Source organism: Aestuariimicrobium sp. G57 (assembly GCF_050110855.1).
Taxonomy (GTDB): domain Bacteria; phylum Actinomycetota; class Actinomycetes; order Propionibacteriales; family Propionibacteriaceae; genus Aestuariimicrobium.
Window position 1 is genome coordinate 285176 of record NZ_JBNINW010000001.1, and the last position, 23437, is coordinate 308612.

The 23437-nt window shown below is 63.6% G+C and carries 22 protein-coding genes; 8 read left to right on the forward strand and 14 right to left on the reverse strand.

Annotation, left to right across the window (positions count from 1 at the left end; translation table 11 throughout):
* The coding region (locus ACQCX5_RS01360; RefSeq protein WP_434540230.1) for a MarR family transcriptional regulator at nt 1-530 on the reverse strand (530 nt) is incomplete at its 3' end.
* A gap of 76 nt (nt 531-606) precedes the next feature.
* On the opposite strand from ACQCX5_RS01360, the gene ACQCX5_RS01365 reads away from it, so the two are divergent.
* Together ACQCX5_RS01365 and ACQCX5_RS01370 are read left to right on the forward strand one after the other, a co-directional pair.
* The gene (locus ACQCX5_RS01365) at nt 607-1236 is read left to right on the forward strand and encodes a DUF998 domain-containing protein (RefSeq protein ID WP_434540231.1); all 630 of its coding nucleotides are present in this window, start codon (nt 607-609) and stop codon (nt 1234-1236) included.
* Complete coding sequence (locus ACQCX5_RS01370) at nt 1233-1865, forward strand: NAD(P)-dependent oxidoreductase (protein WP_434540232.1); 633 nt, start codon at nt 1233-1235, stop codon at nt 1863-1865. The genes ACQCX5_RS01365 and ACQCX5_RS01370 overlap by 4 nt, the downstream gene beginning before the upstream one ends.
* 872 nt (nt 1866-2737) lie before the next feature.
* Here the strand turns inward: ACQCX5_RS01370 and ACQCX5_RS01375 are convergent.
* From ACQCX5_RS01375 to ACQCX5_RS01405, 7 genes are all read right to left on the reverse strand, one after another.
* Nucleotides 2738-3868, reverse strand: coding sequence for a reverse transcriptase family protein (locus tag ACQCX5_RS01375; protein WP_048809063.1), 1131 nt, complete (start codon nt 3866-3868; stop codon nt 2738-2740).
* A 189-nt stretch (nt 3869-4057) separates the two neighbouring features.
* Entirely contained in the window at nt 4058-5371 is a 1314-nt protein-coding gene (locus ACQCX5_RS01380) for a phosphoribosyltransferase-like protein (protein WP_434540233.1), read from the reverse strand.
* Nucleotides 5313-7298 carry an ATP-binding protein gene (locus ACQCX5_RS01385; RefSeq protein ID WP_045247705.1) on the reverse strand — a complete coding sequence of 662 codons (1986 nt, stop codon included), beginning with the start codon at nt 7296-7298 and terminating at the stop codon, nt 5313-5315. The genes ACQCX5_RS01380 and ACQCX5_RS01385 overlap by 59 nt, the downstream gene beginning before the upstream one ends.
* Nucleotides 7295-8362: an SIR2 family protein gene (locus ACQCX5_RS01390; protein ID WP_434540234.1), complete on the reverse strand. Its 1068-nt coding sequence runs from the start codon at nt 8360-8362 to the stop codon at nt 7295-7297. Before ACQCX5_RS01390 ends, ACQCX5_RS01385 begins: the two co-directional genes overlap by 4 nt.
* A gap of 220 nt (nt 8363-8582) precedes the next feature.
* The gene (locus ACQCX5_RS01395) at nt 8583-8822 is read right to left on the reverse strand and encodes a DUF2188 domain-containing protein (RefSeq protein ID WP_045247703.1); all 240 of its coding nucleotides are present in this window, start codon (nt 8820-8822) and stop codon (nt 8583-8585) included.
* A complete protein-coding gene (locus ACQCX5_RS01400) occupies nt 8815-10056 on the reverse strand; it encodes a helix-turn-helix domain-containing protein (RefSeq protein ID WP_048809061.1) in 1242 nt (413 codons plus the stop codon). Before ACQCX5_RS01400 ends, ACQCX5_RS01395 begins: the two co-directional genes overlap by 8 nt.
* A complete protein-coding gene (locus tag ACQCX5_RS01405; RefSeq protein ID WP_045247702.1) occupies nt 10053-10853 on the reverse strand; it encodes a hypothetical protein in 801 nt (266 codons plus the stop codon). Before ACQCX5_RS01405 ends, ACQCX5_RS01400 begins: the two co-directional genes overlap by 4 nt.
* Before the next feature lie 219 nt (nt 10854-11072).
* Here ACQCX5_RS01405 and ACQCX5_RS01410 point away from each other — a divergent pair, with 219 nt between their 5' ends.
* Both ACQCX5_RS01410 and ACQCX5_RS01415 read left to right on the forward strand, forming a co-directional pair.
* Entirely contained in the window at nt 11073-11513 is a 441-nt protein-coding gene (locus ACQCX5_RS01410) for a helix-turn-helix domain-containing protein (protein ID WP_045247701.1), read from the forward strand.
* Complete coding sequence (locus ACQCX5_RS01415; RefSeq protein WP_045247700.1) at nt 11513-12073, forward strand: PIN domain-containing protein; 561 nt, start codon at nt 11513-11515, stop codon at nt 12071-12073. Before ACQCX5_RS01410 ends, ACQCX5_RS01415 begins: the two co-directional genes overlap by 1 nt.
* Nucleotides 12074-12182: 109 nt before the next feature.
* Here the strand turns inward: ACQCX5_RS01415 and ACQCX5_RS01420 are convergent, their stop codons facing one another.
* Both ACQCX5_RS01420 and mobF read right to left on the reverse strand, forming a co-directional pair.
* The gene (locus ACQCX5_RS01420; protein ID WP_045247699.1) at nt 12183-12551 is read right to left on the reverse strand and encodes a hypothetical protein; all 369 of its coding nucleotides are present in this window, start codon (nt 12549-12551) and stop codon (nt 12183-12185) included.
* 154 nt (nt 12552-12705) lie between these two features.
* Nucleotides 12706-16260, reverse strand: a complete 3555-nt coding sequence (gene mobF, locus ACQCX5_RS01425) for a MobF family relaxase (protein ID WP_048809059.1) — start codon at nt 16258-16260, stop codon at nt 12706-12708.
* Between the two features lie 217 nt (nt 16261-16477).
* On the opposite strand from mobF, the gene ACQCX5_RS01430 reads away from it, so the two are divergent.
* Nucleotides 16478-17653 carry a DNA cytosine methyltransferase gene (locus tag ACQCX5_RS01430; RefSeq protein WP_245610973.1) on the forward strand — a complete coding sequence of 392 codons (1176 nt, stop codon included), beginning with the start codon at nt 16478-16480 and terminating at the stop codon, nt 17651-17653.
* Nucleotides 17654-17770: 117 nt separating this feature from the next.
* On the opposite strand, the gene ACQCX5_RS01435 is transcribed toward ACQCX5_RS01430, so the two are convergent.
* Nucleotides 17771-18592 (reverse strand): helix-turn-helix transcriptional regulator, encoded by an 822-nt coding sequence (locus ACQCX5_RS01435; RefSeq protein ID WP_045247697.1) that lies wholly within the window; start codon nt 18590-18592, stop codon nt 17771-17773.
* A 167-nt stretch (nt 18593-18759) separates the two neighbouring features.
* Here ACQCX5_RS01435 and ACQCX5_RS01440 point away from each other — a divergent pair, with 167 nt between their 5' ends.
* Nucleotides 18760-19500 (forward strand): SDR family oxidoreductase, encoded by a 741-nt coding sequence (locus ACQCX5_RS01440; protein WP_045247696.1) that lies wholly within the window; start codon nt 18760-18762, stop codon nt 19498-19500.
* Between the two features lie 22 nt (nt 19501-19522).
* Here the strand turns inward: ACQCX5_RS01440 and ACQCX5_RS01445 are convergent, their stop codons facing one another.
* Nucleotides 19523-20443 (reverse strand): oxidoreductase, encoded by a 921-nt coding sequence (locus ACQCX5_RS01445; RefSeq protein WP_045247695.1) that lies wholly within the window; start codon nt 20441-20443, stop codon nt 19523-19525.
* 23 nt (nt 20444-20466) lie between these two features.
* On the opposite strand from ACQCX5_RS01445, the gene ACQCX5_RS01450 reads away from it, so the two are divergent.
* Both ACQCX5_RS01450 and ACQCX5_RS01455 read left to right on the forward strand, forming a co-directional pair.
* Complete coding sequence (locus tag ACQCX5_RS01450) at nt 20467-21351, forward strand: MurR/RpiR family transcriptional regulator (RefSeq protein ID WP_045247694.1); 885 nt, start codon at nt 20467-20469, stop codon at nt 21349-21351.
* A complete protein-coding gene (locus tag ACQCX5_RS01455; RefSeq protein WP_045247693.1) occupies nt 21351-22211 on the forward strand; it encodes an EamA family transporter in 861 nt (286 codons plus the stop codon). Before ACQCX5_RS01450 ends, ACQCX5_RS01455 begins: the two co-directional genes overlap by 1 nt.
* Nucleotides 22212-22235: 24 nt before the next feature.
* On the opposite strand, the gene ACQCX5_RS01460 is transcribed toward ACQCX5_RS01455, so the two are convergent.
* Both ACQCX5_RS01460 and ACQCX5_RS01465 read right to left on the reverse strand, forming a co-directional pair.
* Nucleotides 22236-22775 (reverse strand): MaoC/PaaZ C-terminal domain-containing protein, encoded by a 540-nt coding sequence (locus ACQCX5_RS01460; protein ID WP_048809056.1) that lies wholly within the window; start codon nt 22773-22775, stop codon nt 22236-22238.
* On the reverse strand, nt 22772-23431 hold the full coding sequence (locus ACQCX5_RS01465) for a CGNR zinc finger domain-containing protein (RefSeq protein ID WP_084603852.1): 660 nt from the start codon (nt 23429-23431) through the stop codon (nt 22772-22774). The genes ACQCX5_RS01460 and ACQCX5_RS01465 overlap by 4 nt, the downstream gene beginning before the upstream one ends.
* Nucleotides 23432-23437: the final 6 nt, after the last annotated feature.

The window sequence follows — 23437 nt, forward strand, 5'->3', positions numbered from 1 at the left end:
CTCCTTCCCCCCCCCCACCCCTCCCCCCCCCTGCCCCCTCCACCCCCCTCCCCCACCGGTGCACGGAGGTGTTCGATCTGCTCGCGGTTGACGGCGGTCGCCGCGTCGAGCAGGGCGTTGGCGAAAGCGATCTGCTCGTCGGTGAGCGTCGCCAAGAACTCCCCCCACGTCTCGGCGAGGCGCCCATAGATGGGGCCGACCTCTGCGTGCACCTTCTCGGGGACCGCGTCGACCAGCACGCGACGCCGGTCAGTCTCGTCGCGGCGACGGGTCACGTAGCCGGCGCGCTCGAGCCGGTCGATCAAAGCGGTGATCGCCCCGCCTGAACTCAGCCCTGTGCGCGCCGCGAGCACACCCGGGGTGGCAGGTCCCTCCGCCATCAGGACGCCGACCACCTGGAGGTCGACGCCGTTCAGCCCCGCGGACCTGGCGATCCCGTCCTGCAGCAGCACGGCGTAGGCGTTGAATTCCCGCATCGCCTCGACATGAGCGGCGAGCAACTGCGCGCGCCGCGCCCGGAGATCGTTCATCCCCCTAGTATCCCAGACGATATCGCTCTATTTTAGAGAGACTCTATTTTCGCGGTTCTGATACTTGGAGGTTCCCATGGCTGAACGCCTCGTCGTCCTTGCACCGATCGGAGGACTGATCTTCACCCTGGCATGGCTGGTGCTGGGTGGGGTCAGCCCTGGCTACGAACTCTTCGGGACTCGTGTCGAGCCGTACTCGTGGATCAGCCAGCCGGTCAGCGGCCTCGGGCTCGGCGTGACGGCTGCGTGGATGAACACCGCCTTCGTCGTCGGCGGCATCCTTTTGACGGCCGGGGTGCTGAGCACGGCCGCCTCGTGGTGGTCCAGGGGCCCGACCGGCCATTGGGCCGTCGTGCTGCTCTCGCTCATGGGCGTCGGGATGGTCGTGTGCGGAGTGTTCACGCTGGAGTCGATGATGCTCCACCTGACCGGCTTTCTGCTCGCCATCCCCGTCCCGGCGATCGGTCTGCTGCTCGCCGGTGTCTCGCTACGAGGTGATTCCCTCGGGCTTGCGGCAGTGGGATTCGTCGGGGGCGCTCTCGCGCTGATCTTGTTCGCCGTCTTCATGGCTGTCTTCGACGCGTCGGGCGCGGGCAGCAACGAAGGCATCGCCGGCCTCATCCAGCGCGCGCTCATCGTCGTGACCATGACTTCCGTCGTCATCCTCACGGTCGCGCTGCCACGGCATGAAGGAGTCGTCGCATGAGGCTCACCGTCATCGGGTCCACAGGCCGGGTCGGCCGACACCTGGTCGCGCAAGCACTGACCAGAAGCCACACGGTCACAGCCACAACACGCCGTCCAGGATCCCTCGCCCCGGCCGATCATCTCACAGTCGTGACCGCCGACGGCACCGACCTGAGCGCGATGCGCCGTGCCGTCTACGGGGCCGACGCGGTGGTCGCGATCATCAGCGCCCCTTCACAGCGGGGCCCGCACCAGGCCGCAGCCGTGGCCCGCGGCCTGACCCACGCGATGGCCGATGTCGGTGCACGACGCCTCGTGATGACCAGCGCATACCCGATCGTCGGTGAACGCCCCCGCATCCCGATCATGATCCTGCGAGCGCTCTTCGCTGCGTCCTACGCCGATGCACGCGCGATGGAAGCCCACCTCGACACCAGCGAACTCGACTGGACGATCGTCCGGTTCAACCGTCTCACCGACGGCCCCGCAACGGGACGCACCGTCGTCACACCGGCCCTGCTCGACAACCCGGCCCCACTCAGCCGTTCGGACGCGGCCGCCGTGTTGCTCGACATCGCCACCGGCCCAGCCCACGCCCGTACCGCTCTGAACGTCGCCGGAACCGTCGGCAAGGCCCACGCCGGGTGAAACATAGGACGTCGTTGCCGGTGTGTGTCGGCGCTGGTGGCGCTGAGGTCAAGTTCTCTGAGCTGGTGGGCACGGCAAGGCGGGCCTGGGAGGCGTGGGCGCTGAGGCAATAAGTGGCCCAGCGCCCACCCAGCTTCCTCTACTGGCCCTACTGGTTTGGCTCCCAATCGTGTGGGACCAGGGCTTCACCGGCCAGGCCGCAGTTTCGACACACGAAGCGAGCCACCACGGTGCCCATGAACACCTCCTTGGATGATCGCTCGAACACGGCGCGCTTACGCACCTCGGGGTCGATGGTTTCGAATGCCAACGAATCGCTTGATTGGCAGTACTTGCAAGACACCATGTGGTGCTCCATTCTGGATGTTAGCCGGGGTATTTCCCCGGACTACTCCAGCGTGAGGGCAGTGCCTATGGACTGTCCCAGTCAACTGCCTAGAAGTTTGCCCCGGACTGTTGCCCGGCCCCCAGACCCGCGCGACTCCCCCGCCACCTCGCACTGCTCCGACCACATGGTCCCGACGCCGCCCAGCACGGCAGTCTTCGCCGGCTTGTGCAATGTTTTGTGCAACGCACGGCGGAGGGGCCCCTTCCCGACGATTGTCAGGAAGGGACCCCTCGGCTCCGTTTTGGCTGGTCAGAACCACTTTGCCGTGGTCCGACATGCGGTCGGGCTGACAGGATTCGAACCTGCGACCCCTTGACCCCCAGGTGGTAGGAGTAGGGCTCATAGCCCACCTGACCTGGGGTTTTGTGTTTCAGGAGCGTGCTCTGGGCGTCACGTTTTGCAGGGTTTGCAGGCTGTTGGTCACCTAATTGGTCCACTTGCCGATGTCACCGCATACATGGCCTTCCGGGGAGCCGGTTCCGGTTCAGACCTCCAGTGGGTAGCCGCTCCTGGCTAAGGCGTCATTCCAAGCTCGCCGCGCGTGCTGTGCATACTCACGCTCCACACCTGCCGCGAACGCAATCAACCCGTCGACGTGGTTCACGAACGACAGAACCGACTCAAACCCACGGTGAGAAGCATGCTCTACCAGGCCGAACTTCCCCACGCCGCGAACGTGAACCTGAAGGCGGCGCTTGTACTCGGGTAGAAGCCGGACCCCCTGTGAGTCCACCAGCAGGCCGAGAACGACAGTCCTTGCACCTGGCGGGACCACGTGGGTCTTCTTCTCGTGCAGTACAAAATGTTGGTCCCGTACGATGTTTCGGACCTGGGCGATGAGAGCCGTAGCTTGCTTTCGATCGTAATCTGGGCCAGCTGAAAAGGTGAGATCGTCCGAGTACCTTGTGTAGCCCAACCCTCTTGACGCGGCCAGATCATGGAGCTTCGCGTCAAGATTGCTCGCCACAGTATTCGCTAGGGCACCGCTTGTTGGCGCGCCCTGCGGTAACACGCCTTGGCTGCCTACCACATAGGACGGGATCGCGTTGTACGCCCAGAAGTTCTGATACCCCTCGTACCGGGGGCCGCGAAGTCGAGTGCAAATGCGGGCGATCTCCAAGCTCACGAGCTTCGAATAGCCCAGCCGCAGAAGAAGATCAAATATGCGCTTCTCTTGGATGCTTCCAAAAAAGTCATGGAGGTCAAGCTTCACCAACCAGCGCGCTCCCACATGTTGCTCAGCGCATTGAACAATTGAACGGTCACGCTGATACGCGAAACTGGCGGGGTGCATCGGAACCGACGAGAACACGTTGTGGAGGAGCCAGCGCTGCACGTCCATGAGCACGGGCTCGGGGCTCGATATCTCGCGGATTCCGCCATCTCGCTTCCGCCGGTTGATATCAAGGTACGGGTCCCTGACTCTTCCGACTATTTCACGGAGATACCCATAGGAAACTCCGGTCAGTTGGGCTAGATGTCGCAAGCTCAAGATTGGAGGGACGCCATTTGCAAGCAATCGAGAGCGAACAATGCTCGCACGGGAGACGACCTCCGCAGCGTGTCCCTGCGCGAGGCCCTGTGCGATGTAGAGATGAGGGGAAGCGTCAGCCACTTACTTTGACCCCCGGTCCCGAAGGGTGGGGCGAACGCCTCCCCAGGCTCCGTAGGTAGGTGGCGTTTGCCCCACCACGCGTAGCCTGAGCTCGTCCGGTGAACGCGGTCAGCCGCGTCCTGGAGCCAGTCGACTCCACGAGCCGACACAACGTGCCGGCTGCATCACTAAGCAGACCAGTTCTTCCCCTCATCTCATACTCTCAGGATAGTACGGGGCGTCTGACCCCTCGATGCCCGCGGAGACATGGCGAGGAGCCCGCTTGCCCGTCGTCAGTTCCTTCTTGCCTGTCGAGGTGACGTTGCCCTGGTCATCGACCAGTCCAAGCGAGCGCAGAGCGCGCAGGAGCACGTCGACAGTCGCGACGGGTTTGCCGAGTTCCCGAGCAAGCTCGGAAGCAGAACGAGAACGATCGAGCAGCAAGGCCAACACGAGAAACATCTCGTCAGTGGCAGTCCTCATGTACTTCACACCCAGATTGCTCGACAGCCTGGGCTGGCCGATGCGCGTGGCAACATCCTTGAGGACCACATCCGGCGCATAGCTTCCTAGCTCCGTGAACAGATCGGGGGGCACAGTACGTCGTTCGAAGAATGGATGCCACCCGGAGTGTGCCTGCCTCAGAATTAGCGGGAGATTGTTAGGCACACTTGCATCAGTTGCGAAGAGCCCCGCACTTTCCTTGAATCCGAGCGCTCTCTTCCGATCCTTCCTGCGCACGTAGCGGGCGCATATGCCCTTGATCGCATCGCGCTGGTTCGCAGTCCAAGGCGCATCCTGAAACGAGGGAGCTGTTTCGACCGTCCACACCCCATCGAAGGGACCGTCTTCCCTCTGCAGGGTGGCGAGCGCTTGAGAAGAGCCTGCATACGAGAGCGCGTGTATGCGGAGAAGGCCGTATGATCGACAGCTCCTTAGCGTCGGATGGCGGACGAGCGCCATCGCATAGTCTCGGAGTTGTGTGCCTGAGCCCGCGTAATCGGTGATGACCACGATCGACCGACATCGCTTGCCACGAAGCTCATTCAACTTCGTAGATGGCGCAAGTAGTGCATCTGCCCCAACTAGAGCCGGCGACACAAGGTCGCGAATCAAGTTGCCAACGAAACCTTCGCTGCCTGGAACGACGTTGATTGGGTCATCGAGCTGAAAACTCTCGAAAGCCACCGGAGGGACCGTCCGACCTTCGCCGAGGCGGAGATCTTCAATGGACAGTGCGGAGACCAGGAGTGCTGGGGCCTGAATCTTCCCTTGCGCGATCAGAGAGTGGAGCCGAACTTGCAGTCCAGCTCGAACGTCGCTGAGAGATACGAAACGCAGTGAGTCGAGCAGCTGACGAGCCGGACCTTCGTCTTCGGGAGAAAAGTTCGTCAACCATCCAAGACCTCTCCGGGTCTCACTTGGTCGAACTGCGCGATAGGTACTGGCCATTGAGTACTGCCGATCAAATCTCGATGATGTGATCGCGCTTCGTGAACCACACCTGACGGATCGGCGAATCATCGCTCTTCGGCTTGGGTGATGCGTCTCGCACTCGGAAGGTCGTGGGGATGCTAACGGAGTTGCCGAAAATGAGGGCATGCTGTTTCGGAAGAGACGGAAGTCGGCTCAGCACCGATTCGGAGATGAACGGCGTCATACGTCGAACGTGCTGCAAGTCTTCTGGGTTCTGGATTCTGTGTACAACAAAGTTCGAGCATTGTGACAGTACGGTTCGCGATAGTTCGCTGGGTCGTTGCGAGGCGAGAAGGATGAAGAGGCCGTATTTCCTTCCCTCTTTTGCGACTCGTTCGAATATCTTGGTCGCGTCAATCGCAAAGTCAGAAGGGCGCTCGGCGACGTAGCGATGCGCCTCCTCAAGAACGAGATTCACCGGGAAGGTGTTTCGAGCGTGTGAGCGTCGGAGCCGCTCGAAGATCATTCGAGTCACGACGGCTGAGACTACCTCGACCACCTCGTCCTCAACCTCGTTCATGTCAAAGATGGTGATTTGTGAGCGCTTCCGAAGTCCGCCACTCGGTTGCTCTTCGATGAGGCCGAGCCATTTGTCCACGAAGACCTTCGAGTCAGTCTCGTGGGGAGCCAGCGTGGTCGTATCCGGCCGCAAGAACGCGAACTCCGCACGATCGCGAATCGATTTGTATCTTGTCAGCATTGATGAGCTGTAGTCGCGGACGTGTCGGTTGCCGTGCGCCTCCTCGTAGAGAATGGCGAGATCGAGAGCTTGCTCCAGCAGGCCAAACTCGAATGGAGCGTACTTATAGTCCGGGAGCACAACGTCGTCTTGAATGTGCGGCCGCAATAAGTTGGGAAGTCCATTGGGAGCCACGAAGGCGCCAAAGTTGATAGCAAGGTGCGGGTGCACAGTCTGCCGATTGAGTTCCGGCGTGCTGAAAGAGAGCAATAGTCCCTGAATTCGGCCGACACTCGCCGTCGCGCTTTCAGAACTGGCCAGGATGGCGAGTATCGCGGACGCAAGAACATGGTTCTTAAGCGGCGCGAGAGTTGCGTCATTCGTCGCGAACAAGCTCGTCAGCCCTAACGCATTTCTCAAGATCGGCCGCTGCGCTCGGTCGCTAGCCCGGAGTAGCAGTTCCCACTCTTCCGGGGACAAGAACCAATGAGGCAGTCGGAACCCGACTACATCCTCCCTCTTGTCAGCGCTTGGCGGCGCCTGGGCCTCGCGCCCTGGAACAAGCGCATAGAGCCTTCTGATTGGCTTCGGCAAGTCGGCAAAAGCTTGCCTGTACTCGCCGTTTGTGTCGAAGAATACGAACGTCGCGCCGACGGCAGCGTGGGCATCATGTTTGGTGAAGATGGATTGAACCACTGATGCGACGGTGCAGGACTTTCCGCTTCCTGTGTTACCGAGGATCGCTGCGTGGCCACCGAAGAACTCGTCGACGGATACTTTAACGTCGTAGTCATCAAAGACGACCGATGTACCGATACTGAATGCGCGCAAACGGGTGGGTACTGGTTCAATCTCAGATGATTCGTCGGCCTCGATCGCGTTAGTCGAGTCGAAGATTCGATCGAGGTCCTGCGATTCGGCATACAGGACCTCGGTGTACAGCGCAGGAAAGACTGAGACGCCGAATCGGAACCGCTCCTCGGTGCGAAAGGAGAGAGTGCCGATGGGGACGACATCTAGGAACTTCAATGCTCGAAGTGCGTGTGTGTCTTGAAGCTCTGACTGGAGTTGCTCGCTAGCTGACAGCTCGCGTTCGCGGAGACCGACTACTTCGCCTACGACGTGCTCGGTCTGCAACGGGATCAGGACGAATGACCCGATTCGTGCGACATAGTGTTGGGCGTCGAACCCGACAAGCGTGAAGCTGTCGGAGCCCGCGTTGAGCTCTACGGTAAACCTCTCGGCGTTGACTGCGATGACTTTGCCGAGGGAGCGTCGGCGCTCGATGGCGCTCAACGGCGTGCACCGCTGTCAGGAGTCTTGTGCCCGCGCCCAAGAAGGTTCGTCAGAACGGAGTTGATTGCTTCTTCAGCGTTGTCGGAACCACCTGTCGCCAATATGTCCTCGACGAGCGTAGAGAAGTAGTGCGCCTTCCAGGTAGCTTGCTTGTCTTCCGTGCCGACTATCCAGATTCGCGGGTCATCGAGCTCTCTGAGCTTCGTCACCGTCTCATTGGCGAAAGGGTCGACGAATGCGACAAGTCGGAAGGTGGGGATCGTAAGAGCTTGGAAGATGATGTTGTTCACATGTTCATCTCCGAAGCTGTATCCCACGGTGACGAGGACGCTTTGGTCTCGGACGACTCGGGTTTGGAACTCACGGAACAGATCCGAGTACGGTGCGGCAAAGCTGGCGTTCTGTTTCGCTGGACTGGGATAGATGAGTAGTTGCTCACTCGATATCAGAGAGGGTGCCGTCTCGACGACCGGAAATAATCCGTCGCCACGAGACTCCCAGCTCACCGAACCGTGGAGCTTGGCAAAGTACATCAGGCTGTCGACGGAACTCCACTTCCGATTGCTGATGTCGAGTTGCTCGGAAAGGGCGTATCTGAACACCGACGGGTTGAAACGACGCTCGATTGATCCCAGGAAGCCGTTGATGTACGGGATGCCGAGCCGATCCATTGCGGTCTCGTTGAAGAGGTCGTAGTTCGTTGTGAAGACCCAAGGGCGCGGGAGTGCCCGGTCTCTCTGTGCCAGGCGACGATAAAACTGCATGTAGGTTCTGAGGACGGTTTCATCACCGCGAGAAAACTCACCGTCCGTGCAGGCGGAACGAACATACGCAGTCACTGAGCGAATGACTCGCTGAACGACGGCATGCACCTTTTGCATCGCCGGCCGCGTGCTCGCCCGAAGGGCAATTTCTTGCGCGAACAAGACTTCCAAGAGGCGCTCAAGATTGTTCCCGTAGTCCTTGTCATCGAGATTCAGTCCCAGGCTCGATTTCAGCCGCTGCCGATCCGTTGCTGTGATTCGATGCTTGCCTGTGGTGGCGTTCATGAACTTCTTTGCCATTGGTCCCATTGTGGGAATGCCAAGCTCTCGGCCGTCCTGCTGGAACGACGAACACCCTGACCCAAGCAGGAAAGCAAGATTCTTTGAGTTGAGCGCGTCCGCAATATCGCGACGTACAGTTGCGATGGTCTCGGATGACTCCGAGTCAACCGTGTTGGTCTTCCCCTTGTAGAACGCAACTGAGCGCTGGGGATCGTTCGTCGTCATCCTGTTTAGTCCCTCAGCCCTTGGACGAGCGTGGGTCGTTCCCACGAGGGATCGTGTCCTGCTCGCGGATAGTGCCCTTGAGTGAGCGCACCTGCAGTTCGCCCCCGCCGTCGTTGCGGAGGATGTCACGAGCTCGATTGATGCCCTCAGCCTGTGTGGGGGTGACGGCGCTCGCTCGGTCGGAGCCGGGTTTGCGTACTTCCCAGTTCCCGTCGTCTCGGCGCTGGACGACGCGCTTGTTCGGTTCAGTCATGGGTCTCTCCTTGTGTGAGTTGGGAGTCTTGTGCATCGTTCTCGTTCTCGTTCTCGGCGCGCGCGCTCAGTCGCGGCAGCAGAGATACAACTTTCTTGCTCTCGGGTAGCGAGTGGTCAGCATCAGCCTGATCCGGTTCTGGGGCATGAGGGGTGCGTGCTGTGACGAGGCGGAAGAGTTCTGCCGGTACACGGCATTGCTCGATGAGGCTGAGTTCTTCGATGCCTTCGTTTTCAAGTAGCTCGATCGCTCGTGGCAGCAGGGATGGCTGTTCGATAGCCGTGATGAGGCCGGGTTCGTTGCGTCGCCAGCCTCGCGTGGACAGGGTGACCATCGCATTGCGATAGGAGACGTCGCCGAGTCGTCCGAGGCGCCGTGCCCGGTAGAGGAGCGCCTGGATGCTCACTCCCCACTGTTCTTTGAGTTTGGCGAGGGTGACCCAAGCGCTCCGGTTCATTGCCGTTGGTAACAGGTCGGCTATCTCGGCTTCTGGCATCAGCAGCTCTGAGGCGAACCTGTGAGCCTGTTCCTCAACGATTCGTCCGCCGGGTTCTGCGTCGCTGTGCATAATGAGGTGGCCCAGCTCGTGGGCGACGTCGAAACGCTGTCGGTAGTAGTCGCGCTTCACGGGGTTGAGGATCACTACCGGACGCAGGTGGCTGTCGAAGGAGTAGGCGTCTACTGAGGCAGTCTGGTTCGGGCTGAAGACAACGAGGACTCCGTGGTTCTCCAAGGCGCGCACCAGGTGCCCGGCTGGTCCTGTACCGAGCGCCCATGCATCGCGTAGCTCCTGCGCGGCCCGCTCGGGACCGTCGCCTTCAAGGTCATCCAGTTCGACAGGCATGGATGGCAGGTCGACGTCTGGTAGCTCGACGTGACGCTCTAGGGATTCGGCGATGTCGAGGGCGATCTGTCCGTAGGCGAAGGCTTGGTCGCGTGCGAGCTGGCTCGTTGATCGCAGCGACCGGAAGTGTGGGAGGGCGCTGGCCTTGGCGACATCATTCGGGCGTGCGGCGAAGAACCCTGGATCGACTGAGAGTCCAAGAGCGAGCTGGGCGACGGTGGAGGGAGTCGGCGTTTTTGCGCCTGTCTCCCATGCCGATACTGCGGTTGGGCTTTTCTTGATCAGTGCCGCAAGATCGCTCTTGCGAAGCCCTGCCAGGTGACGCGCCATGGTCAGGCGCGCACCGTCGAAGAAGGCTGCTGCGGTCGCTGTCCGGTCGGTTCTGTTCACTGACCAACCTGTCCGTGGTTTGGCTGCTCAGCCGCCGGACGGCGGAGCTTGACCGGGGCGTCAGGCGTCGTGTCGGGACTGACAGGCATGGGCGCGCTCGGACGCAGGCGTCCACCATCCGCCGGAGGTGTCTGCAGAAGGTCGTGCTTCCAGTACCAGGCGGAGCCACCCCCGGAGTTCAGGCGAGGCTGGCCGATAACAAGTTCGCGACCGCCGCGCTCGGCATCCAGGGAGTGCCCTACGACCAGGGTGTGCAGGTCGAGCTTCGAGCCAGCCATCAGGGTTGCCAGGCCAGCCTGTTCGTCGCTTGTGAAGTGGTCGAACAACGTCGGCGGGTCAGGTTCGTCCGTCGGCTGCTGCGCGACGCGCTGCTTCGTGGTGCTCTTTTGCGGCCACGGCACCTCATCAAGTTTGCCGAACGCAGACGAGGCGAGGAGCCAACGAGTTCCCTCGTGCGACCAACCAGGACTTCCGCTGAGATCAGCGCGCCCAACGAGCTCAGGATCAAGTGCGGGAAGGGTCGTGATGTCGCGCTCGGTCAGTTCCGCGTGGAGAAGGTCGAGGCTCGTCTGCCCGTCCGTTCCTTCCGCGACGGCGTAGCGGCGGCATGAAAACACGCGATCGAGGCGATCGCGGAAGAGAGTGAACCGAGTCACGCCGACCCACGTCGCGTCGTGGCCCGCGGCCTCCGAATAGTCTTCCAGCACACGGTCCGCAGCCGACAGGAAGGCCCAGCGGATGCCCGCCAGCACACCAGCACGATCCAGCGCGCCTACCAGGTCATCTCGTTCACTCATATGACGAGAGTACACCCGGAGGTAGTAAATTACGCATCAAAGCAAACCGCGTGTCGTGCCGAGTGCCCAAAACTGTTCACCTTTGCCTTCTCCCCACACCATCCTGGGGCGACGAGCCGCTCGTCTTCCCTGTGGGCGGGCCGAACGCCACCTCTTCCAGGCCGCCTCGGGTACACTTATTGCGACTGCTTCGATTGTTTCGATTAGGAGGATGGGCTGATGAGCGACATCGCGACGCTGGTTCCTGAGCCGGCCGACACTGAGCTGGCGGTATCTGCTCTGCGCGGGCTCGACGCAGTGCTCGGCGCTGAGGGTCCGGTGCGATTGCATCTGGCTGGGCAGGTCGGCGATGTGGAGGTGCCCCGGTCTGCGCTGGCCGCACTGGCGCAGGTACTCGACAGCTTTGCGCACGGCGAGGGCGTGACCGTTCTTCCCTCGCAGGCAGAGCTGACGACCCAGCAAGCTGCCGATGCGCTGCGTGTATCGCGACCGTTCCTGATTGGGCTGCTCGACGACGGACAGATCGAGTACCGCACGGTAGGTACGCACCGTCGTGTCAAGGCGGCGTCGCTGATCCGCTACCTGCGTGAAGACGACGAGCGCCGCCAGTCTGCTGCTGACGCGCTGACCGCGGAGACCCGCGAGCTCGGATTCGCCTGATGCAGGTCGTCGTCTACGACGCCAACGTGCTCTACCCCTCCACCCTGCGGGATGTACTGATCCGGGCAGGGCTCGCAGGCCTGGTGCGGCCGAAGTGGACGGAGCAGATTCTCGATGAGGTGTTCCGAAACCTGCGCGTGAACCGCTCTGACCTCGACCCCACGCGACTGGATCGCACTCGCCGCCTGATGAATGAGGCGATCCGTGACGTAACGGTCACCGGCTACGAGCACCTGATCGACCAGCTCGATCTTCCCGATGCCGACGACCGGCATGTCCTGGCCGCTGCAATCCACGCTGGCGCTCAAGTGATCGTCACCCACAACCTCCGCGACTTCCCCGCCGACCGGTTGAGCTCGTGGGATGTGGAAGCGCAGCATCCCGACGGCTTCCTCACCGGTCTGTTTCAGGACCACCCGGACGCCCTCGGCAGGATCGTCGCCGCTATCACAGCGGTGTGGGGCGGCGAGACCAACTACGGGGATGTCCTTGACAGTCTCTCCATCGATGCGCCGGGCACCGCTGATCTCTTGCGCGAAACGTTTGGTGATCGCGGGTAGATCCCGGCCCGCCAGCGTCAATACCTTCACGCGACGCGAAGGTATTGACCGCTCCCAAAGAAGACAATCCTCGGTTCCGAGCAGGGGGCTGACGGCTGCGAGCGCACGGTCACGAGTGGAACTCGACGGATTCATGCGTCTCCACACGATCGATCTGAGACCCGCTCCGTCGGGCGGCAGCCTCTTGGATGCGGGCACGGATCAGGAGGATCAGGCTGACCGGCCCAATGATGGTCAGCTTCATCGCGTTCCAGATGAACAGGATGACCAGGAGGTGGAGCCATCCGGGGCCACCGTCTTCGATGAGTTCGCGGCACACGGCTGCGGCGAGGAGGTATGGGATGGCGAGGAGCATCGCAGGGATGCCCCACTTGAGGCCGCGCCGGGTGCGGATCGCGTCGAGGAGCCGGCTGGTTGGCATGTAGCGGCGCAAGTAGGTGCGGGTATGGACGCTGAGGGTCCAGAGGAGTCGGAGCATGGCGGAGTCCTGTCGTGGTCTCGGCGACAAGAACCTTGAAGGACTCACCCGCGAAGGTGGAGCCATACTGTCGCGACGAGCGACAGCGCATATTTAGAGGCCGCCTCGCCTTCCACTCTACGACGGACCCCGGACAGCCGGAAGGCCCCGCCGATCAGAGCGTGCGGCCTGTGCTCTCGCGCTCGGTCGTCCGACGCCCACGTTCCGGCTTCGGCTTTGTGATGCATTGTGCCTGCGCGAGTGCAGCTTGTGCACGCGCCTGGTCGATCCTCTGCGCCACCGACTCAGCAGAGACTGTGCCGAGTGGTGTCGCAGTGGTGATGGCGTATCGGTCGCGGTAGGCGGCAACCACTCTGGCCTGCTGCCTCCACACTCTCTCAGCGCGTGGATCTTTCGGGATCGGCCCGAGCGCTCGCACCCACGGCTGTCTGCCGTGGAAGGCAGCGTCGAGAATCGCATCTGCTCTGGTCTCGATGAGATCGCGTCGCTCGTCGAGGGCCTGCCGCATCTCCGGAGCCATCTGACCGTTTGCTTCGGGGATGAGGCCGGCGATCAACCGTGGAGCCTTACGGACTCGGCCAGACCCAGCAGGCCGCGCGCTGGCTCGTTCGATCCGGTGGTGGAGGACGGATGCGAGGTCATCGGCGTCGCCGAGCGGCCTGGCGTTGACGAGGCGCGGAAGCAGAGCGTCAACGTCGTGGTGGTTGGCTTCGGCGCGGCGAAGTTCAGCGGAGAGCGCACCGTAAGCGTCGGAGTTCACGATGTCGTCGACCTGCTCGTCGCTGAGGCCGGATGTGCGCATGAGCCTCGCCCAGCGGTCGTGTTGTGCTGCTTGGGCGATGGTTTCGTACTCGGCTGCGAGCTGCGCGATCGACCCCCACCGCTCCTGCTCGGCGGTGATGGCTTCGTGGGCGGAGGGTTCGGCTCCGACGTGTTGCAGGACTCCGTAGAGCACGGACCTCGCGGTGGCGTCGGTGTTGTCGCTGGGGTGCGGGTGGTGATGGTCGTGGTCGGGCTGGTCGGTGACGACGTAGGCGTGGTTGGCGTGGCGTCCGCGGGTCATGGCGACGTAGAAGTTCTCCCGCGTCGTCGTCACCGTCACCACGGTGTGGGCGGTGTCGGTGGTGACGCCTTGCGCCCTATGAGCGGTGACAGCGTAACCAAGATCAACGAATTCTGAGACGTAGGCGGCGGGCAGGATGATCGCTCCGCCGAACCGCTTACCGTGGGGTCGGATGGTGATGGAGCCGTCGTCACGGACGTTGGTGATCTGCCACCGGTCGCCGTTGCGAACCCAAGTGTGCCGGTTCCGCAGGCGCCGGTCATTGCGGCGGGTGATGATCGTGTCTCCGGCTGAGGCAGTGCTGCCGTCGTGCAGCTCGATCTCCTTTATCGGGGTGATGGTGCCGTCGATGATGAGGTCGGCGCGAGCCCGGTTGTTCAGGGCAGTGACATTCTCGTTCGTCTCTGCGATCAGGATCGACGCACGGCCTGCCTGGGTGTCGGCACGCCACGCGGCATAGGCGGCATCGGTCGAGGTGTCGGTGTCTCCGTCGTGGATGCGCTGGTGGGTGAGGTAGGTGTCGATGATCTCGGTGCGGCCGTGACGCAAGGACAGCGAGGCGGTCTTCTCCCACTCGTTCGTGAACCGGTGAATATCGACCAACTCGGGCGCATCGTCACGATCAGAGACCAGGAGGCTGAACGCGCCACCGGCATCAACGGATTGGAGCTGCGCGTAATCGCCGACCAGCAGCACCTTCGCCCCCGCCTGATCCGCGGCGTGCGTGATGCGATCGAGGGAGATCGTTCCGGCGAGTGAGGCTTCGTCCACGATGACGAGCTGCCCGGCGGTGAAGGTGGTGCCGTGGAGGGTGTGGTTGCTCCACCACTTCGCCGTGTTCTCCGTTGTGATCCCGAGGTCTTCGGCCAGCACCGCAGCAGCGACAGCGGAGGGTGCGAGGCCGACGACAGAACCCCTGCCGTGTTCGGCCTCCCATGCTTGCCGTAGCGCGGACATGGCGGTGGTCTTCCCCGCCCCAGCAGCGCCGACGAGAACGTCAATCTGGCGGCCGGAGACGGCGACAGCGGTGAGCGCCGCGGCCTGGTCATCGCTGAGCATCCTCCCCTGCCGATCAGGCCGGTTGGTGATCTTCTCCACCGTCTCCAACGCCACAGTCGGTGCAGTGGTGGCGCGGGAGCGTTCCAAGAGGCGGTCTTCTGCTTCGAGGATAGTTTTTGATGAGTAAACGTTGGCGTGCGCTGGCCTAAACCTGCTCGACCCATCCGCCCGCCGAAACAGCACCGGACTCGACGCCAGATCCAGCGGCGACAACCGCAGAGAAGCTTGTTCAGCGGCGTCGGCGACCATGCCGGTGATCGCCTCCCGATCCTGCATCGAGGCGAACCGCCACCCCATCAACTGCCGAGACGCCTCCGCGTGCAGATTCCACCGCTGCCACGTCGAACGCTTCTCACCGACCGTCTCCATCACCGCCTGCCCGATCTCGCCGATCAGATCGAGCGGTACATCGTCGGCACGCAGCACCAGCACGGGCGGATTCGCGGTGAGAGCACGAGCCCAGGCGGTTGCATCCTGTCCGAGGACCCGCCCCGCGCGGTCACGCCAATCGGCGGTGAGCTCGGCCAGAGAGTGGATCTCTTTCTCGGGGCGAGTGGCAAGAGTTGCTTGGGCTCGGAGCTTCAGGACGGTCCTGGCGGTGGGTTGCTTGCCGTGCTGGGCGACGTACTCGGCGATGAGGCGTTCCTTCTCCGCCTCAATGTGTCGGGTTCGGGTGGAGAACTCGTCCATCAGCTCTTGCGGAACTCCTGTGATCTCCCACCCGGGGCTCCGGTCGCGTCCGCGGTCTCGGGCTTCCCAGGTCAGGCCGAGGACGCGGGTGAGCTGGTCGGCGAGGACCGCGTTGTACATCTCCGAGATCGCCACCACCGCCTGATGCATCGGCCGCCCTGCCAGCGTCCGCCACTTCCCGTCCTGCACAGTGAAGACCTTGTTGCTCACCACGACATGGGTATGCAACTGCGGATCACCAGCCCGCGAGTCGTAGTGATCAAACGCTGCGGCGGCGACGCCTGCGACATCGACGTGTGCAACCGCTCCGTCGGGTCCGGTTGCGCCCACCCTGGTCGATGCAACCTCACGCTCCATAAACGCAACCAACTCCGCAACCGCCGCGTGATGAGCGTCTGCGATCAGCGCCTGCGTGCCCGCATCGGCGACAGCCCAGAGCGTTGAGACGGACTTCGGCACGCTGAACGTGTAATCAAACCCCGCCACCGCACGCCGCGTGCCACGCTCGGCCTCTTCGGCTTCGATCTGGACGATCTGCTCCGCCCGTGTGGACGGCCCCAGATCAGTAGGCAAGGCGTTGGTTCGGGCTTCGATGCGCTCGGTGACCGACGCGAACTGCTGATACGCCCGCCCCAACGGAGCCTTCGTGATGGGGTCGTGGCCCATCCCGATCAGAAGCTGAAGCTGCGCCTCACTCACCTGGGCACCGTCGGTGAGCTCCCCGTTCCCAAGCGTCGAGAGTCCGGCGCCGAGCCAGTGACCGGGCGGGTTCCCGGCCTCAGCGTAATACCGCGTCAACGGCGTCGAGAGGGAACGATCGCCATCACCGGCAGCGACGGATCGCAGGAGGTATTTGTAACCGTCGCCGGCGGACATGACACGCATCGAGACCGTCACCCGGCACCTCCTTCTGGACAAGAGGTGAGCGTCCGATGACCGCCAGCGATCGCGGCGCTCGCGGGGCGGCGCGCCTCTTCTGAAAGACGTGTGGCAGCTCAAAACGAGGGTCGGAAGCAGGAGTCCGAATCGTGGCTCTCGGGAGGTGATCCGCGCCAGCGGAGGCGGCGGCGTGAGCGCACCTGGCAGGTGACCTGAACGGCGACAGAACTCCGACGTGGAGCCCGGCCAAGGTCATCGACCAGGCGGAGCCACGCTGCACGAGGAGCAGGCGACCAACCCGGACCGGCTGATGCGTGTCGGTTCGCTGTTCTCCGGGTACGGGGGTCTCGATCTCGCGGTCGAACACGTCTTTGGTGCTGAGACGGTCTGGTTTTCCGAGATCAATGAACCCGTCGCCCGCGTCTTCGCCCACCACTGGACAGACGCCCCCAACCTCGGCGACATCACATCGATCAACTGGCATGACGTGCCATCGGTGGACATTCTCTGCGGAGGTTTTCCTTGTCAGGACGTGAGCACGGTAGGCAAGCGTGCTGGCCTCGCACCTGGCACTCGCTCCGGCTTGTGGGCGCAGATGGCGACAGCGATCGAGATCCTGCAACCACAGTTCGTCGTGATCGAGAATGTCCGCGGCCTGCTCTCTACCAAAGCGATCCGCCCCACCCAGCAAGGAGCATCCCCCGATGCACGCAACCCCAACGACGCAACCGGCACCGATGCCACCGCAGCCCTTCGCGACCTCGAACCCGACCCGTGGGGTCTGGGAGACCAGCCAGCCCGACCTCTACGGGCGCTTGGTGCCGTACTCGGAGACCTGGCCGACCTCCGGTATGACGCGCGGTGGCTCGGCATACCCGCTTCCCTCGTCGGCGCGCCGCATCCACGGTTTCGCATCTTCGTCCTCGCGCGACGCGCTGTTCCGAACCCCTCTGGCCTCGGACTCGGCCAGGGGTGGGGAGACGCTAGATCAGGTGAAAGCGCGCCGCGGGACGATCGCTCTCAGCCATCAGGTGATCGACCTGATGACCCGGCGTGGTCGGCACCCGATATCGGACACAACGTTCGCGCTGATCGAGGAGTTCTTCGACGCTGGGGACGTTACGCCCCCGCCATTTCCCGATGGGAACGCATCATCGGACGGCCAGCGCCATCCCCGGCGATTCTGAACCAAGCTGGCGTCTGGCGTCCTGCACCCGATTTCGTGGAATGGCTTATGGGGCTACCCGATGGATGGGTCACCGCTCCGCACCTCGGCCTGACCAGTGCACAGCAGCTTGCTGCGCTTGGCAACGGCGTAGCACCGCGACAGGCGTCGATAGCTCTTCAAACCCTGCTTCGCTGTGAGGGGCAGCCGAGCGTGCACTGCCATTCGGGGACGTCGGCGAACTGAGCGATTGGACGGCGCGATACAGGCGGGATCCGACCGCGTGCGACCCGCGAGATACCAGCCATTACAGGAGAGAGATCTGCCTGAACTGAGCACTGTCGGTTCCCAAGGCCCGCGCTCCTACTCAGCGGTGAGGGATGCGAGCAGGTCAAGTTTCTCGGCGTCTGCGCTGTGCTCAGCCGGGTAGTAGACGACAAGGACAAGGTCGTCGATCGGCATCTTCTCGCGGTGGAGGCGCAGCGCGCCGAGACTCGGATGATTGACAACCGCGGTGCCACCCGCGAGCTGCCGGATATCATGCCGAGCCCACAGTGTGCGGAAACGTGCGCTGGCGAGCGAGAGCTCGCCGACGAGTTCGATGGCGCGCGGGTCATCGGTCTCGTCGCCGAGAGAACGACGGAAAGCAGCGATGAAATCGTCGACGGCCGTCTCCCAGTCCTCGTGGAAGTCGCGCTCGGCGGGGTCCAGCATCAACGAGCGCAGTCGGTTGTTCCCTGGCTCCAGGCGGGGGTTGAAGGCGATCGCGAACGGATTGGCAGCGAGGACGTCGAAGTAGCGGTTCTCGATGAACGCGGGCATGTTCAGCGCTGCGAGCATGTCGCGCAGCCGGGCAGGCACCCGCTCAGCGCGCCCGGAGGCTTTCGCGCGGCGGACACGGGGGCGCGGGCCGCCGAGGCTCATCAGGTGGTCGGCTTCGATCTCGTCGAGGCGCAGCACCCGGGCGAGCGATTCCAGTACCTGGCGCGAGGGGTTCTTGTCGCGGCCACGTTCGAGCCTGAAGTAGTAGTCAGCGCTAATACCGGCGAGGAGCGCAACCTCCTCACGCCGAAGACCGGGGACTCTGCGCCCCGATCCAGCAGGGATGCCCGCCTGCTCGGGAGTGACCAGCGCACGGCGTGCGCTCAGGTACTCCCCGAGCCGGTTGTCGTTGTTGCCGTCCATGCGATCAACGGTAGCCATTCCCCACCGATCGAAAGGTGCCCTGTCAGGACGCGGATCAGCGGGGTCCTTCCTCGGCTTCGACCATCGGCCGAGCATGGATGCATGCCGGCGATCGAGCCGGGGAGACCATCCGGCCCATAGTCGGAGACGGACAAGTGAGGAAGCACATGGATATCAGCGGACGTACCGTCCTGATCGTCGGAGGTACCACGGGAATCGGACGTGCCCTCGCCCAGCGATTCGTTGACGCGGGCAGCACGGTCGTTGTCGGCGGGCGCAACATCGAGCAGGTCGACGGCGTCGAGACGGTGCGCATCGACGTCACCGATGCGGCGTCGGTCGCTCAGGCGCGCGATGAGGTGCTGGCGAAGCACCCCGAGCTCGACGTCGTCGTGACGATGTCGGGGGTCATGCTCACTGAGGACCTGCGCGACCCGGACCACATCGCCCAGGCCGAGACCACGATCTCGGTGAACCTGCTCGGCACGATCCGCGTGATCGATGCGTTCACCCCGCACCTGCTCGGCCGTGGCGCCGGTGACATCATCACCGTTTCCTCGGGCATCGGCTTCCTGCCGTTCCCGCTCATGGCGACGTACGGCGCCTCGAAGGCGGCCGTGCACTCGTACACCGAATCGCTACGCGCGCACCTCGCTGGAACTGGTATCGCTGTGACCGAGCTGATCCCGCCGGCCGTCGCTAACGCCGGCCAGGAGAAGCTCAACCCGAATGCTCTGCCTATGGGCGACTTCCTCGACGAGATCATCGGGCTGCTCACCCAGAACCCGACTCCGAAGGAGATCGTCGTCGAGCGCGCCAAGCCCCTCCGCTGGGCTGAGCACGACGACACCTACGAGGAGCTCCTCGCCGCTCGGTCCCAGTCGCTCAGTAATCTCTCCGGACGCTGAGCCGGAGCAGCAGCGTCCCGGGTCATCCGGGGCCGTCGCTTGTGGCGGCGAGGAGCGCAGTGATGGCGTCGCTGATCGGCGTGTGGATGTCGTGTCTGCGCGCGAGACGCGAGATGACGCCGTTGCGGATACCCCATTCGAGCGGCCGGCCGGCTTCTCGGTCGGTGAGGATCGACGTGCTCATATCAGCCGGGAAGGCCTGGAAGCGGGCCAGGATGGCAGCGGGCACGTCATCGCTCAGGGTTACTCCTTCCGCATGCGAAACGGCCAGGCACTCTTTCAGATAGTCGAGAGTGAGATCCGCGAAGTCAGGGCGGGTGAACACGCCGGCACGCCGACCGGTGAGCGCCATCAGCCCGGCAGCGGCATTCTGGAGAAGCTTGCGCCAGGCGAGAGCGGTGAAGTCGCCCGCGAGTTCGACCTGGCAGCGCGTGTCGCGCAGGACATCCGCGATGCGCTCCGCCTCCGGTGATGCGGGAAGCGTCAGCCAGGGCTCGCCCCGCAGGAGGATGGTGCCGTCTTCCTGCGACTGCGCCGGGAACCAGACGACCGCGGGGACGACCTCTACTCCCTCAGGAACATGGGGTCGAACGGCAGCGATCTGCTCGACGCCGTTCTGCAACACGCAGACCACGGTCCCGGGGGCGCACAAAGCACGCAGCCAGGGGGCTGCCGCCGCGGTCTGGGTGGCCTTGACCGCCAAGAAGAGCACATCCGCCTTCTCAGGCTGCGCAGCAGGATCGGTGCGCACGGGGCCGGGAACGACGATCCGGCGGTCGCCGTCGATCAGGGTGAGCTCTGTTCGCGGCGTGCGACCGTAGAGCGTCGGTGTGTTGCCTGCCTCATGGAGCAGTGCGGACACCGTCGTCCCTATGGCTCCCGGGCCCACGACTCCAACGCGCTTGCGCTCCCTGAAAGAACTCGGTTGCTGCTCTGTCACCATGCCCCAATGTTACGCTATTACCTATGGCAAGATCATCAAGTAACTCCGTTTCTGCCGCCGAGGATCCGCTGCGCCGCTGGCTCGGAACGGTTCAGGCGCGGAGTGCGGGGCTGGTGGCAAGCGAGGCAAAGGTTGTCGACCTCGTGCTGGAGGACCCGTTGTTCGTGGGAAGGAGCACGACGGCGCAAGTCGCCGAGCGAGCAGGGGTCTCGGCGCCGAGCGTGGTCCGTGCCGCCCGCGCAATCGGTTTCTCAGGCTTCGCCGAACTGAAGCTGGAGATCGCCCGCGCTCGCGGAACAGCGGAGTTCTTCGCCCCGCCACACACGCTCACGAGCACCGATTCGACACGCACGATCATCGACACGACAGCGCGCACAGGGATCGACGCGCTCACCGCCCTCAGCGGCGCGATCGACCCGGACGCTCTCGACCAAGCGGTCTCCGCGATTTGTGGCGCGGGGCAGCTCCTCGCCTATGGTGCGGGCCCATCGGCGACGGTCGCGGCCGATGTCGTGTTCCGGCTGCGGTCGCTGGGCGTGCGGACATCGGGCGTCGTCGATCACGAGTCCGCGATGATCGCGGCACGCCTGCTCGACCCCGGCGACGTCGTCGTCGCCGTCAGCTCGACCGGTCGCACCGACATGACCGTCGCGATCGCCGACGCCGCCGCGACCGCCGACGCGACCGTCATCGCCATCACCAACCAGTACGGCACACCACTCACCGATGTCTCCGCCGTCGCACTCGTCGTGGGCGGCGCGCCGCTGACGACGCAGATGGCTGCTGCCGGGAGCCGTCTGGCGCAGCTTGTCGTCGTCGACGCTCTCGCGGCAGCACTGGCACTGCGCGATCCCGACCGTGTCTCGCGCGCCGAGCGGGCCGGGATCGACCTGCCCGACATCACCTGATGCCACCAGTCACCGTTGCGATCGTCCTCATCGCCGCAGTCGCCCACGCTGGCTGGAACCTCGTATCGAAGTACAAGAAGGGCGACACGCTGCTGTTCGTGGGCGCCTACACGACCGCTTCCGCGATCCTGTGTCTCCCTCTCGCGATCGGTGCCGCCGCCACCGGTTCGCAACCGATCACCTGGACCCTGGTCGCCGCTGCGGCCGTGTCCGCCGCCCTGCACCTGACGTACTCGCTCACCCTGCAGGCGGGCTACGACCGAGCCGACCTCGGAGTCGTCTACCCGATCGCTCGCGGCGTCGGACCGCTGCTCACCATCGTGATCGCTATCTTCCTGCTCGGAGAACGCCCCACGGCACTGGCGATCATCGGAGCGCTCGTCATCCTCGCAGGCATCCTCGTCGTCACGGGCAACCCCTTCCAGAGAACGGGCAACCGCCCCCTCCGCGGCATCGCATGGGGTACTACCACCGGAGCCACGATCGCCGCCTACACGCTGTGGGACGCGTTCGCGATCGGCTCCATCGGGCTCGCACCCGTCAGCTACTACGCCGGCACGCTCGTCGTCCAGGTCGCATTCCTGGCCCCAGCCATCATCAGACGCCGCACAGCGTTCGCGAACACCCTCCGCGTCAATCGCGCGCCTATCGCCGCGGTCGCCGTGCTGTCCCCGCTCGCGTACATCCTTGTGCTGACCGCAATGCAAACCTCACCCGTGGCACTCGTCGCGCCACTGCGGGAGGCATCCATCGTGATCGGCGCGCTCCTCGCCTGGCGTCTCTTCGGCGAAGGACACCTCGCCCGGCGTCTGATCGGCGCCGTGATCGTACTTGCCGGCATTGCCGGCATCAGCCTGTAGTCGCAATGCCAGACCAGGTACGACTCAGCGACTTTCTCCGCGTTTGATCGCCTTTTCGCCGCTCTCAGCACCCGGTGCTGCGGCCTGAGCTCCAACGTCGCGTCTCCAGCCTATGAGCGTGATTCGCGCGCGCTGCCGGATGTCGCCGTTCTGGTTCAGAGTTTGGTAGCCCACGGTGATCGATCCGCGACCGGGCCGGCTCTTCGACGGCGTGATCGTGTCGATTCGGGCAACAACCCCGAGTTCGTCATTCGGTCGTGTCGGGCTTGGCCACTCGATCTCCACGCCTTTGCCGATGATTCCTGTAGCCAAGGGCAAAGCCTGCGCGAGCAGTTTCATCGACAACGCAGCAGTATGCCATCCGCTCGCAGCGAGTCCTGCGAAGAAGCTGTCTCGGGCCGCCGTGACAGAGAGATGGAATGTCTGCGGGTCAAACTGTTCGGCGAAGGCAATGATGTCTTCCTCGCGCAGGAGCACAACTGGCGAATGGAACCGCATTCCGACTGCGAGGTCGTCAAGCCAGAAGCCGTCCGGATTCGCAACATGCAAGCCGGGTGAAGTCATCTTCCCAATTCCTTGATCGAGCGATCGTCCGTCACGTCAACGTCGGCGGTGTGCTCTCTCGGTTGGCGCGAACGTGCGCGGTGCGCGGCGGCTTTCGCTCGGTTACCGCACTGGCTCATTGAGCACCAGCGACGCTCTCTCGAACCGGACGGGAGCACGTAGATCATGCGGCATTCCTCGCTCGCGCACTCCCGGAGTCGATGACGCACGTCAGGGCTTGCGAGGATGTCCAGCAGGTCCCGAGCCGCGCGGGCGCACATCGCGCTTTGGCTGAGTGCCACCATCCGAGCTTGCGGTCCATGCAATGTGTTCGCCAAGCGGGGCGGGGGAACATCGGCGCTGGCCCACCGCTCTATCCGCTGCACGGCGAACGATGACACGGGTCGCTCGTGTACGACCCCAGACAGCACTTCCCAGGCATCCTCGCGAAGCTCACGCAACTCCGTCAGCAGCGCTCCCCGATCCACGCTCGCATCGACCTCGATACCTACACCGACGAGCCACTGTTCCAGGGCCCCCTCGCCGTCGAGGCGCTCGACGCGATGCTCTTCGCCAGCGCCCCGCCGCCCGACGGTTGCGGTGAGATTGAGAACGAGGGAACCACCGTCGAAACGAAGCTTCCGCAGTGCCGTGCTGGTTCGAAGGTCGGTAGCCATGCAACT

What these genes read in the sequence shown, in the direction of transcription:
- ACQCX5_RS01440 (WP_045247696.1), top strand. Translation starts at nt 18,760, where the DNA reads ATGGATATCAGCGGACGTACCGTCCTGATCGTCGGAGGTACCACGGGA.
- ACQCX5_RS01460 (WP_048809056.1), bottom strand. Translation starts at nt 22,775, where the DNA reads ATGACTTCACCCGGCTTGCATGTTGCGAATCCGGACGGCTTCTGGCTT.
- ACQCX5_RS01465 (WP_084603852.1), bottom strand. Translation starts at nt 23,431, where the DNA reads ATGGCTACCGACCTTCGAACCAGCACGGCACTGCGGAAGCTTCGTTTC.
- ACQCX5_RS01405 (WP_045247702.1), bottom strand. Translation starts at nt 10,853, where the DNA reads ATGAGTGAACGAGATGACCTGGTAGGCGCGCTGGATCGTGCTGGTGTG.
- ACQCX5_RS01410 (WP_045247701.1), top strand. Translation starts at nt 11,073, where the DNA reads ATGAGCGACATCGCGACGCTGGTTCCTGAGCCGGCCGACACTGAGCTG.
- ACQCX5_RS01455 (WP_045247693.1), top strand. Translation starts at nt 21,351, where the DNA reads ATGCCACCAGTCACCGTTGCGATCGTCCTCATCGCCGCAGTCGCCCAC.
- ACQCX5_RS01370 (WP_434540232.1), top strand. Translation starts at nt 1,233, where the DNA reads ATGAGGCTCACCGTCATCGGGTCCACAGGCCGGGTCGGCCGACACCTG.
- ACQCX5_RS01380 (WP_434540233.1), bottom strand. Translation starts at nt 5,371, where the DNA reads ATGATTCGCCGATCCGTCAGGTGTGGTTCACGAAGCGCGATCACATCA.
- ACQCX5_RS01450 (WP_045247694.1), top strand. Translation starts at nt 20,467, where the DNA reads ATGGCAAGATCATCAAGTAACTCCGTTTCTGCCGCCGAGGATCCGCTG.
- ACQCX5_RS01435 (WP_045247697.1), bottom strand. Translation starts at nt 18,592, where the DNA reads ATGGACGGCAACAACGACAACCGGCTCGGGGAGTACCTGAGCGCACGC.
- ACQCX5_RS01415 (WP_045247700.1), top strand. Translation starts at nt 11,513, where the DNA reads ATGCAGGTCGTCGTCTACGACGCCAACGTGCTCTACCCCTCCACCCTG.
- ACQCX5_RS01395 (WP_045247703.1), bottom strand. Translation starts at nt 8,822, where the DNA reads ATGACTGAACCGAACAAGCGCGTCGTCCAGCGCCGAGACGACGGGAAC.
- ACQCX5_RS01420 (WP_045247699.1), bottom strand. Translation starts at nt 12,551, where the DNA reads ATGCTCCGACTCCTCTGGACCCTCAGCGTCCATACCCGCACCTACTTG.
- ACQCX5_RS01390 (WP_434540234.1), bottom strand. Translation starts at nt 8,362, where the DNA reads ATGGCAAAGAAGTTCATGAACGCCACCACAGGCAAGCATCGAATCACA.
- ACQCX5_RS01365 (WP_434540231.1), top strand. Translation starts at nt 607, where the DNA reads ATGGCTGAACGCCTCGTCGTCCTTGCACCGATCGGAGGACTGATCTTC.
- ACQCX5_RS01445 (WP_045247695.1), bottom strand. Translation starts at nt 20,443, where the DNA reads ATGGTGACAGAGCAGCAACCGAGTTCTTTCAGGGAGCGCAAGCGCGTT.